Source organism: Synechococcus sp. MU1655 (genome assembly GCF_023630655.1).
Taxonomy (GTDB): Bacteria; Cyanobacteriota; Cyanobacteriia; order PCC-6307; family Cyanobiaceae; genus Synechococcus_C.
In genome coordinates this window covers 17,381-28,796 of the sequence record NZ_JAKUHK010000002.1, presented here as the reverse complement: position 1 = coordinate 28,796, position 11,416 = coordinate 17,381, and the positions used below count along the sequence as shown (strand labels likewise).

8 protein-coding genes are annotated in these 11,416 nt (G+C 49.8%); 5 read left to right on the top strand and 3 right to left on the bottom strand.

Translation table 11 applies throughout. From position 1 onward, the window contains the following. Positions 1-2,446: 2,446 nt before the first annotated feature. Positions 2,447-2,761, bottom strand: a complete 315-nt coding sequence (locus NCN04_RS00330; RefSeq protein ID WP_250394806.1) for a hypothetical protein — start codon at positions 2,759-2,761, stop codon at positions 2,447-2,449. Positions 2,762-3,018: 257 nt separating this feature from the next. Next, positions 3,019-4,404, bottom strand: a complete 1,386-nt coding sequence (locus NCN04_RS00325; RefSeq protein WP_250394805.1) for a hypothetical protein — start codon at positions 4,402-4,404, stop codon at positions 3,019-3,021. Positions 4,405-4,909: 505 nt separating this feature from the next. On the opposite strand from NCN04_RS00325, the gene NCN04_RS00320 reads away from it, so the two are divergent. Continuing rightward, positions 4,910-5,548 (top strand): hypothetical protein, encoded by a 639-nt coding sequence (locus NCN04_RS00320; RefSeq protein WP_250394804.1) that lies wholly within the window; start codon positions 4,910-4,912, stop codon positions 5,546-5,548. An 85-nt stretch (positions 5,549-5,633) separates the two neighbouring features. On the opposite strand, the gene NCN04_RS00315 is transcribed toward NCN04_RS00320, so the two are convergent. Next, positions 5,634-6,113 (bottom strand): hypothetical protein, encoded by a 480-nt coding sequence (locus NCN04_RS00315; protein ID WP_250394803.1) that lies wholly within the window; start codon positions 6,111-6,113, stop codon positions 5,634-5,636. A gap of 324 nt (positions 6,114-6,437) precedes the next feature. Between NCN04_RS00315 and NCN04_RS00310 the strand changes: the two genes are divergently transcribed. Genes NCN04_RS00310 through queA form a run of 4 tightly spaced genes read left to right on the top strand, consistent with a single transcriptional unit; the run spans position 6,438 to position 11,325 of the window. Beyond that, positions 6,438-6,881, top strand: coding sequence for a YlqD family protein (locus tag NCN04_RS00310; RefSeq protein WP_250394802.1), 444 nt, complete (start codon positions 6,438-6,440; stop codon positions 6,879-6,881). Positions 6,882-6,925: 44 nt separating this feature from the next. Further along, entirely contained in the window at positions 6,926-8,239 is a 1,314-nt protein-coding gene (locus NCN04_RS00305) for a dihydrolipoamide acetyltransferase family protein (protein ID WP_250394801.1), read from the top strand. A gap of 58 nt (positions 8,240-8,297) precedes the next feature. After that, positions 8,298-10,220, top strand: coding sequence for an APC family permease (locus NCN04_RS00300; RefSeq protein WP_250394800.1), 1,923 nt, complete (start codon positions 8,298-8,300; stop codon positions 10,218-10,220). After that, on the top strand, positions 10,213-11,325 hold the full coding sequence (gene queA, locus NCN04_RS00295) for a tRNA preQ1(34) S-adenosylmethionine ribosyltransferase-isomerase QueA (protein WP_284498476.1): 1,113 nt from the start codon (positions 10,213-10,215) through the stop codon (positions 11,323-11,325). The genes NCN04_RS00300 and queA overlap by 8 nt, the downstream gene beginning before the upstream one ends. The last annotated feature ends 91 nt before the right edge of the window (positions 11,326-11,416 follow it).

The window sequence follows — 11,416 nt, the reverse complement described above, 5'->3', positions numbered from 1 at the left end:
TCCAGATTATACTCTAATCATACTCTTTTATTTAATTATATCAGGAAATCGAATGTAATTTTCAACCAATGCAGTAATTATTTCCGTGATGCTTTTGTCTTCACTTAATGCTTGAGCCTTAAGGTTCTTATGCGTTTTATTTGACAGCAAGACAGAAAGTTTTTTTTGATCTTTAATAGTAATTTGATTTTTCATTGATGCTTTGGTAGGTGAATGTGAGTGTCTTGAGTTTGTGTCGGTGCAGTTTTCCGATTAATTCAATCGATAATTGTTTGATGTGTGGAAAATTTCTGGTTTGAACTTTGATCTGAGGGTTATCTTGTGCTCCGCTTCAAGAAAGTTATGTAATGCATCAAGTACTAGAGAGACCATCGTCTCTTCTCGTGAATTGGCAAGTTGTTTGATCTTTTTATGTAGTCCCCGCGAAACCTCAAGGGTGACTCTTTTCTTGGTTTTGCAGTTGGTCATGTTGTCCGATTAGGGGGAGTGTGATGACTTGCCTTAGTCCTAATGGATCGATTCACGCCAATATCAGATTTGCATGAATCACCAAAGGAATCTAGATCGACGATTCAGGTGGGTGGCTGGGAGTCGACTGCACGAGTGATCTCATGATTGTCTCATTCAACATACAGACGATTTTCAGTGAAAAGTGGTGGATGCGCCTCAAACACAAAACGCCCATCTGATTTGATTGCGCGTTTATCGTACAAATTCCTTCGTATTTTGCGCAATTTTAGCCGACAGAAGACTATTTGCTTTTTTGGAACCTTATAGTTGCCAGATCTGACTGATCGCTTGAGCTTCATCTTTTATTCATCATTTTTGTGATGATTTTTGGCAGCCTTTGTAAGCGCTCATGACTTAAAAGAGTATTCAATTCAAAACATTTAATTACCGCGCATTTTGTTCGAGGTCAATCCTACAACAAGTCTTTGACTTTTGGATGACTATTCCAGTAATTCTAATGTAAATAGAGGTGTTGCACTCTGCTTGTTGTATTGTGCAATAGGCCTTGCATCTTTTGCAAGATATCTTATTTGCCTCTCTTACTCTCGATTTTGATTGTCTGCAAAGGGAAAAAGCATGGTTTTGTTTGAGTGTAAGGTGCTCTCTCTCACTGTTCGGCTATTATTCCGTCATCCATTTTGCTTGTTTGCTTTAGGGTTTATGTTTATGCCTTTGCCCTAACTGGACAAGCGTTTTCTCATGGTTTCATGCTTGAGAAACATGTATCTATTGCCTCTCGGATATAATGCCTTTTAAGGCCCGGATCACGTATTAATTTTGCTCTTTTGTGCTTATCATGTCAGGAAATAGAATATATTGTCTCATCAATGTTGTAATTGTCTCTGTGATGCTTTTGTCTTCGCTTAAGGCCTGAAGCTTAAGGCTCTTATGCATTTGATTTGACAGCAATACAGAAAGCTTTTTTTGGTCTTTAATGGCAATTTGACTGTTCATTGGTGCTTTAGTAGGTAAGTTTGAGTTGCTTGATAGTGTATCGATGTGGTTTTTGGGTTAATTGAATTGATAATCGTCTGATCTGTGGAGAAGTTCTGGGTTGAATTTGGGTTTCAGTATGATCTTGTGTTCCGTTTCAAGAAAGTTATGTAACGCATTAAGTACTAGAGAGACCATCGTCTCTTCTCTGGACTTCGCAAGCTGCTTGATCTTTTCATGAAGTCCCCGCGACACTTCAAGGGAGACCCTTTTCTTGGTTTTGCACTTGGTCATTTTGTTCTATGAGGGGGTGCGTGATCACATCCTTTAGTCCGGAGGCCCAACTCACGCCAATATCTGATTGGCATGAATCAGCAGTGGAATTTAGATCGACGATTCAGTTGGTTGGTTGGGCGTCGATTGCAAGTGTGATCTCATGAATGTCTCACTCAGCATATAGACACTTTTCAGTCATGAGTGGTGGATGCGCAATGGATACAAAACGACCTTCTGGTTTGATCGTGCGTTTAGAGTACAAATTCCATCGTATAGTTAGCAATTTTTGAGAACAGAAGGTTCTTTGCTTTGATGGAAGCTTATAGGCACAAAGGACGAGTGATCGCTTGATCTTCAGATTTTACTCATTATTTTCGTTATGCTTCTTGCCTATTTTAGTAAGCAGTATGGCTGAAAAGCGAATCAAATTCAATTTTCGCACATTATTGATCGGGGTCAAGCCCAATAAGTCTTTGGCCTTTGGGATGATTATCCCAACAATTTTGATATCAACTATGGAGATGTGTTCTGTTTTTTAGCTTGTTCCATAAACCTTCTATTTTTTGCGATACGCATTATTTATTCTTGACTCTCTCGCTCCTGATTGTGTAAAAAAGGAAAATGCATGTTTTTGCTTGCATTTGGTATGTTTAGCTCTCCCCTCCCCTTTGCCTTCCCGTATCCATCTATCTTGTCTTTTCGTTTTGCGTTCATAATGCCTTTCCATTTATCTGGACAAGCGTTTTCTCATGGCTTCTTGCTTGATGCTGATGAGTTCATCATTTTTGATGAATTGCTTGATGGCTTCAATGACAAGGGAATTTAAGGTGTCATCTTGTTGCAGGGCTAGGCGTTTCAGTGTTTTATGCATTTCGCTAGTGAGCTCTAATGACAGGCTTTTCGTGCACTTACCTGTTCTACTTAGAGCATTTTTGTCTTCTGACTTTGCCTTATTATGCATGTGTTCTGAATCATCAGATGGTGAATATGAGCGCTTTTGTTCGCTAAGGTGAAGATTTTGTTCTGATTCAGCTTCATGCATCGTGATTAGAATGCTTTTTTTAAGCATGCCACGCTTAAATGTTATGGGCAATAGGAAGGAAGGCTTATTTCGCTGTTCTGACCGTGATGTTTGGGTTCTCTAGCTTGTCACACTATTGTTTTGGTTTATTTGCAAATAGGCATGTGCCTGTTGGCTGGTGCTTTGCATTCATTTTGTGTTGACTTAAATATAATATCGCAAAAAAAAAGGAGGCTTTCGCCTCCCTGTATGTAACTAACTTGGTAGTAATCTAATGATTAATCCCAGCTGGTTCCGCTGAATGCACTGGTTTCGAAACCGCGAGAGGTGAAGGACTCAAGGTTCTCCGCGATTACGCCTGTTTTGGTCGTACCGTTCTCGTGAAGAGAGCCAGCATATCCGTTCCAGTGTGCATCGCGATTAACAGTGCCTGCTCCATCAACGAAGTGCTCATGACCGTGGCCATAGGACGAAGCTGTTGCTCCATCAAGTGTTCCTGCTGTAGTGATGGCGCCGTTAGCCTCAGCTTCTCCGGAACCCTCTACTTCATAACCACCCACTCCGCCATATTCACCGCGGCTCCCAGAATCAACATGCGCGTTAGCGACTGTATCGATGTTACCGGTGGTTTCTCCCCAATCCTCTGTGTCTGAACCACCTGATGTCCGAGTCCCTTCACCATAAACGCTGGTTTCATGAGAATCGGTAACTGCTAGCTCGCCGTACTCGCCACCGCCTTCGGTGTGAGTTTCGGTGCCTTCACCGTAATCGTATCCACCTTCGGTCTCTGTGTTAGCGGTCTCACCGTAGCCATAGCCATAGACGCTACCGCCTTCGGTGTGTGTGTCTGAGTCCTCGCTGTAATCGTACTCCTCGCTACCGCGGCCACGAGTGACGCTGGTTCCACGTGAATTTTCTATGTCACGTTTGGGGTGTGTCAGTTTTCCGTTAACTGTTTCGCTCTCATCACGAGTCCTTTCTACGTCGTGGTAGCTGCTTTCGCCGCCGCCATCGGTGTGTGTGTTGGAATCCTCTGAATAGCCTTCCCAGCCACCGCCGCCTCCGGCGACGTGAGTATTAGAGTCCTCGCCGTAATCGCCGCCGCCTTCGGTAACTGAGGTGGATTCCTCGCCGTAGCCGTAACCGCCTTCGGTCTCTGTTACAGCTTCACCCCATGTCTGTGATCCACCAATGGTCCCTGAATTCTCGTGGTAATCGGTTGCGGAGAAATCTTCGCGTTCTTCGTTGTAGTCAGTATTTACTTCTGCATTAGCACTCAAATATGATTCCTCTTCGTATCCACCATCGAAGCCGTAGTCACCTTCTGAGTGGAATTCTGCTGCAGAACTGTAATTATCTGCATCTTGGAAAGTAGAAGCTTGACCTGATGCGCGGCCATAGCTGTAAGTCATATCGCGGTCACCCCAGGACAGGTTCTCTGCATCAGCAGCAATGCTGCCGCCCCAGTTTGCACCGGCCACGAACATTGTGTTGTTCTTAGTAATCTCGCTATCTACTGTGACGTCTTGACGAGAGAAGCCTGAGGCAGTTACTCGCTTGGCTGAAGCTCCGATGTTGTTGTTGATGCTACCAGCCATTGCGACTGATGGAATTAGAAATCCTGCTGCACCTAATAGACCAATTAGCTTTTTCATGATTGTCAATTTAGAGAGGTGAGAGTTGTCTGTATGTTCCAGACTTTTCAGTTCTAAACGCTCAATTCTTATCCTGGGTGCCTTTTCACAGGTCTGCGGTAATTATCATTGGAACCTTTGAACCATTCGCCAAAAAGTGTTTTATGGTTTTTTGTGTCAGTTTGGTAGTGTTTTGGATTGATCCTTGTTGATGCCACTTTGTACACACTTCTCATGGCCCATTGATTTTTACTGCCATAGGACGTGTCGTCCCTTTCCCCGTGGGATATCGGGTGACTTATCCTCCTTTGTTCAAGTGGTTGCTGTGCATCAGGCAGATGCCGCTTTATCTGCCAACTTGACTGTCTTCAAATTTTGGATCCGTGAGTTGAGATGATGTCCAGAGGTGAAGTTGTTTTCCGCTGAAGTTGTTTTCCGGTGAAGTTGTTTTCGCAGGATGGTAATGACGCATTTGCGCATTGATTTAATTGCCGCATATGCGCTAACATTCTAAAGATTCCATGAAATCGTGGGAATGAAAAGTCAGCTAAAAGCTAGATCTGTATTTATCGGGGCTGCGTTGACCCTGTTCTCGAATACGCTGCTTGGTGTTCCAGTGCGTGCTCAATTCATCAACTCCAGCAGTTCGATCTCGATCCCTGCTGATTTCCGGCAAGAAGTATCACAGGGTGATGAACTGTATCGTCTCCCCACTTTTGTCCCTGTTGATGATTCGTTTCAGCAAACTGATACTGGTAGGGAGGGTACTTATACTTTTATTAATGCACCAAGTCGTTTGCGCTATCGCTTTAGCGGTCGTTACAATGGTTACGGGAATAGGCCAAGAGCCTTTCTCTATCGCTCCTATACTCAACAACTCAATGTTGGTGATGCGAGAAGGCTTTGCAGGTCTGAATCAATCCGAAACCTGCCAGGGCTTAAGGGCGAATTGTTAGAATTAGGTTCCCAGGATGATCGACGTCATAATTTATTGGTTGGGTGTAGTCAGAGGTATCAGCTCGTTGGCTCTCCTTCTTTCTTGCAAGCTGAGACTTTTTCGTTTGTAAGTAGTGATGAGTTTAACTTCACCACTGCTACGATGATTCCTATTGATGAGGGTGAATTTGAAAATTTTGAATTGCCTTGGGACTCTGATTTTGATGCTTATTTTTGATTCCCTCCCGTCGGTTCGCTTGTAAAAGGAGGCTCAAGTGCTTGGGTTGATATATTGCAAAGGGGGCAGGGATGATTCATTTTGGTTAGAAGTCGTCGTCAGAGAATGTCGAATCCTCTGTCTCTCCTTTTACGCATTCTCCTGTCCCTGCATTTCCTGCTCCATCGCGAAGATACCATTCTCTAGTCACAATTAGAGAGCTCAAGTTAATTGTTAGTTTTTTCCCTGGCTGTCTAGGAGTGAGCGAAAGTCTGTTTCCACTTAATAAAGAAGTGAAAAAGACTGGTGCTCCATCATTGATCTGTCCTACGGCCAGGCTTGATCCAGGTGAATATGTGATGGAAATCCATTTGCCTTGACCGTATTGGCAATCAAGATATTTTTTCTCGTCGTTTGTATCGTTACCAAAACTGTCTTCGTTCGCTTCTTCCGCATAGGCACCTGTTGCAAATGCCAGAACAAATGCTATTAGAAGTTGCCCCAGTTTGCTTAAGGGTGGCATTTGGAGTTGCTCTACTCCCATTGACGATAACTGTGTTGGCTTTAGATGCCGTAGGTCATGCATGTTGGCGCAAATGCACTTTGATGACTTTGCTTTTACTTTCTTCCTCTGTCGGTAGAAATTTTTTACTCCGTAGCATCCGCTCTTTGCGTTGATGCCCTTTTGAGTATGGGATTTGGTTCGGGAACAAGCTGTGGCGACCGACTTGGCGAGCTACGGCTCCCTGATTTGCTTCAAAAGCTTGCGCTTTTCAGTTTGTAATTCGCCTTTGGATGGTTTTTCTTCCAGTCAATTCCAGCCAAACATTCTCCTTCTTTGTTATTCCAGTCAATATTTTTGGGTTTTCATTAGGTATTATTGCTTGGAATAATGACCCTGGGATTTTAAGTGTCCGACAATTCTTCTCTCACCATCAAGCGTTCCATCACGATTCGTGCAGTGGTGACTCCGGCCTGGAAGGAGGAAGCTGAGCGCGAATTGAGCAATGGAATCGCGACCACTGATCAGCAGCTTGCGCAGTTAGAGAAAGAGGGCCAGGAGGTGGTTGATCAAGTTCGTCGTCAGAGTGCAAATCCGCTCGATCCCCGGGTTCAGGATCAGGTGGCTCAGGTTCAGCAACAGGTTGCGGCGAAGCGATCTGAGTTAGAGGAACAAAAGCGAAACCTGTTGCAGCAACAGGCTCAAGTGCGTGAGCTTGAGATGGATCAGATTGTGGAACAGGGCCAACTCGATAGCTTTTGTGACATCAAAGTCGGCGACAATTTAGTGAGCAAGATGCAAGTTGCAGTCGTTGTGCGGGATGGCGTGATCGAGTCGATCGAACAGGGCTGATCCGAGCCGTAAAATTTGTTGGATTAGCTCGTCTGGAGACGGTTTTGGCAACCCACGACATTTTTATGCCTGCCCTCAGCTCCACCATGACGGAGGGCAAAATCGTGGAGTGGCTTAAGCAGCCTGGAGACAAGGTGGCTCGAGGCGAATCCGTTCTCGTTGTGGAGTCCGACAAAGCCGACATGGATGTGGAGTCCTTTCAGGAGGGGTACTTGGCTGCAGTGTTGATGCCTGCGGGTAGCACTGCACCTGTGGGTGAAACGATTGGCTTGATCGTTGAGACGGAAGCGGAGATCGCTGATGTGAAGGCCAAAGCTCCTTCTTCAGCTCCGGCCGCTTCAGCTCCGGCCGCTCCAGCTGCAGCCGCCCCCCCTGCGGCTCCAGCGCCCCCCACTCCCGTCTCAGCTCCTGCTCCCGTCACAGCTCCGGTGGCTGCAGCTGTCAGCAACGGACGCTTGATCGTCAGTCCCCGCGCCCGCAAGCTGGCCTCCCAAATGGGTGTGGAGCTTGCTGGTCTGCGCGGCACGGGGCCCAATGGCCGGATTCAGGCGGAAGACGTTGAAAAGGCAGCCGGACGTCCTGTGACCCCACCACGGGTGGGTGAAGGGACTTCGGCCGCTGAGGTTGTTGGCGCGACAGTCGCGGCTTCACCGTCGGCTCCTTCCGGCAACAGTTTTGGCGCCCCAGGCGACACGGTGGCCTTCAACACGCTTCAGGCGGCAGTGAACCGCAACATGGAAGCCAGTCTTGCGGTGCCCTGTTTCCGTGTTGGATACACGATCACTACAGACAAGCTGGATGCGTTTTACAAGCAGGTAAAACCCAAAGGCGTCACCATGACAGCCCTTCTGGCCAAAGCCGTGGCCGTGACCTTGGCCCGACACCCCCAGGTGAATGCCGCCACCACGGCCTCTGGCATGAGCTATCCCGCTGAGGTGAATGTGGCTGTCGCTGTGGCGATGGAAGACGGAGGCTTGATTACGCCGGTGTTGCGCAATGCCGATCGCACCGACTTGTATGAGTTATCGCGTCAGTGGGGGGACTTGGTGAAGCGTTCTCGCAGCAAGCAACTGCAGCCTGAGGAATACAGCACCGGCACCTTCACCCTCTCCAACCTTGGAATGTTCGGAGTGGATCGCTTTGATGCCATCCTTCCCCCAGGCACTGGCGCAATCCTGGCGGTTGCGGCGTCTCGTCCCACCGTGGTGGCAGGTAAAGACGGATCCATCTCCGTGAAGCGTCAGATGCAGGTGAACCTCACCGCTGATCACCGCGTGATTTACGGCGCCGATGGTGCTGCCTTCCTGAAGGATCTGGCGGAACTGATCGACACGCGTCCGGAAAGTTTGGCTGTGTAATTTGCGGCTGTCATGTCGCATTGATTTGGCCAGGCTGAATAACAACTGGCTTTGAGCCTTGTTTGCTGCTTCATTGTTTTCACGCGTGATCGGACGAGCATTGCCTCGGGCTGAAGCAGCCCGGGAGCGATTGCCCAACCTGCAGGCTCTGCCGATCCTGTCGTCGGATGCACTTTCCTCCGTGGCCTATGCCACAGAGGCATCCCTGGGTGTGTTGATCCTGGCGGGCAGTTCGGCCCTCAAGCAATCGCTTCCGATCACCCTGGCGATCATCGCGTTGATCGTGATTGTGGTGCTGTCCTATCGGCAGGCGATCTCCGCTTATCCCAATGGCGGCGGCTCCTATGTGGTGGCGCGTGAAAACTTGGGACGCAACGTCAGCCTGATAGCTGCGGCAGCCCTTTTGATCGACTACACCCTCACGGCTGCCGTGAGCTTGATGGCAGGAACTCAGGCCCTGTCGTCATTGCTGCCCTCATTGCTGCCCCATGAGCTGTCGTTGTCACTTCTGCTGTTGGCCCTGGTGGGTTGGGCCAACTTGCGCGGCATTCGTGAGGCGGGCCGGATTTTTGCGATTCCCACCTATGTCTTTGTGGTGATGATCGTGTTGCTCACCCTTGTTGGGCTAACTGATCTCAGCTTTCAACATGGCTGGACCCCCGAGCCACCTCCTTTAGAGGCCGCTTTGCAGCCCTTAGGGCTGTTTTTGATCTTGCGGGCCTTTAGTTCTGGCTGTTCGGCGATGACAGGGATTGAGGCCATTTCCACTGGCGTGCAGGTGTTTCGTGAACCCGCGGCGCGCAATGCTCGCGTGACCCTGCTCGTGATGGGTGGTTTGCTTGCGGCGATGCTCTTGGCCGTGACTGGTCTGGGGTTTATGTACGGCATTGCGCCAGATTCCCAAGTCACCGTTTTGGCTCAGATCGGCATTCGGGTGTTTGGCAGCGGCAGCATCTTGTTTTGGCTGCTGCAACTCTCCACCCTGCTGATTCTGGTGTTGGCCGCCAACACGGCCTTTGCTGGTTTTCCTTTATTAGCGGCGATGCTTGCCGAAGACCGTTGCCTGCCACCGCAGATGCGTTGGTTGGGAGATCGCTTGGTGTATCAGAACGGCATTGGCGTTTTGCTGGCGGTGTCGGCCTTGATCATTTGGATCTGTCACGGAGACACCACCGTGGCGGTCAATTTGTATGCGCTGGGTGTGTTTACGGCGTTCACGCTGTCTCAGCTGGGATTGGTGCTGCATTGGTTTCGGTTGCGTGGACCGGGTTGGCAGGGACGGATGGCGCTCAATGCCTTGGGTGCTCTCTCCACCTTCGTGGTGTTGTTGGTGATCATCGTGAGCAAGTTCACGGAAGGCGCCTGGACAGTCGTGATTGCTTTGCCTCTGGTGGTGTGGGGGCTCGCCATGATTCGTAGGCGTTATCGCGAGGTGCTGGCTTTACTGGCGCCTGACCCATGCATGGAGACTCTTTTTTTAGAGCCGAAGGCTTTGTTGCCACGCCATCACGCCATCGTTTGGCTTAATGATTTCAACCAGCCGTCCTTTGAAGCCGTGCGTTACGCCTGTTCCATCGCCGACAAGGTGACGGCTGTGATGGTGTTGGCGGATCAACAGGATGCTGATCAGATCGGTGCCGAATGGGATCGTTGCGCTGGAACGCAAACCGGCGCCCTGAACTTCCAATGTCTTGAGAGTCCGTTCAGCTCGCTTCTGCAGCCCTTTTGTGATTTTGTTGTTGAGCAGGAGCGGAATCATCCTGAGCTCTGTACGACGGTGGTGATGCCAGTGGTCGTGCCAAGGGATCGATTGGATCAAACCCTTCTGAATCAGAGGGCCTTGAATTTGTTTACCGCTCTCTCTGCTGGTAAGAGTCGCGTCTTTTCGATTGTGCGCTTTTACATTTCGCCTGCCGGGACGAGAGACAACGCCGCCTTGGCAGCATGGCCTGATGTTGTGGTGGAGCCAGATCATGCCTGACTCACGCGATCTCCAGCTCAGTTCGTATGACTACGTTCTGCCGGAAGACAGAATTGCGCAGGCGCCGGTTGAGCCGCGGCACGATGCCCGTCTGCTTGTGGTGCCCCCTGCAGAGTGCTCCTTGTCTGAGCTGAGGCACCAACGCGTCTGGGACTGGCATCAGGAGTTGCAACCCGGCGATCTTTTGGTGGTGAATGACACCCGCGTCCTGAAGGCGCGTCTGCGGGTGCGGCGCAGTGGCGGCGGTTTGGCTGAATTGCTCGTGCTCGAGCCCCGTGGGGAGGGGCGGTGGTTGTGTTTAGCGAGGCCTGCCAAACGCATGCAGCCTGGTGATCAGCTGTGGATCGAGGCTTTGGAGCAAGAGCCGCTGCCCTTAGCCGTGCTGGCGAGCGATGCTGCCACTGGAGGCAGGGTCGTTCAGTTTCCACCGGATTGTGTTGATGCTCTCGCGCTTGAGAAACTGTTGGATCGCTACGGAGAAGTTCCGCTTCCGCCTTACATCACACGCCATAACAGCTCGGATCAAGAGCGCTATCAAACCCGATACGCCGCACGCCCAGGAGCGGTCGCCGCTCCGACGGCGGGCCTTCATCTCAGCGATGCCTTGCTCGCAGCGATTGCTGAGCGGGGTGTCGCCTTGGCTCATGTCACCCTGCATGTTGGCTTGGGCACCTTTCGGCCCGTGGAAACAGAGGATCTGAGCGATCTCACCCTGCACAGTGAGTGGGTGGAGGTGCGTACGGAGGTGGTGGAGGCCGTTTCGGCCTGTAGAGCTCGAGGTGGGCGGGTGATTGCAGTGGGCACTACAAGCGTGCGAGCACTCGAGGCCGCCGCTGCTGCGGGCGGTGGGACTTTGCAGCCGTTGAAGGGGCCTGTGGATCTCGTGATTCAGCCCGGCTATCGCTTTCGGGTTGTGCAGGGCCTACTCACGAATTTTCACCTTCCCAAGAGTTCCCTGTTGCTCCTTGTGAGCGCACTGATTGGTCGCGATCAGTTGCTTCAGATCTACGACGCAGCGATCGAGGAGATGTATCGCTTCTATTCCTATGGCGATGCGATGTGGATTTCTCCCGAGGCTGTTTTGCTAGGGGCTAGACCCGAATGATCTTTTGATGGAGCGAAGATCACTAGTGAAAAAATAATGTATCGGTTGATACGGCTATCTTTTTAGGTAATGACGGCTAACGCCTGTCTTC

What these genes read in the sequence shown, in the direction of transcription:
- NCN04_RS00330 (WP_250394806.1), bottom strand. Translation starts at nt 2,761, where the DNA reads ATGCATGAAGCTGAATCAGAACAAAATCTTCACCTTAGCGAACAAAAG.
- NCN04_RS00320 (WP_250394804.1), top strand. Translation starts at nt 4,910, where the DNA reads ATGAAAAGTCAGCTAAAAGCTAGATCTGTATTTATCGGGGCTGCGTTG.
- NCN04_RS00315 (WP_250394803.1), bottom strand. Translation starts at nt 6,113, where the DNA reads ATGCATGACCTACGGCATCTAAAGCCAACACAGTTATCGTCAATGGGA.
- queA (WP_284498476.1), top strand. Translation starts at nt 10,213, where the DNA reads ATGCCTGACTCACGCGATCTCCAGCTCAGTTCGTATGACTACGTTCTG.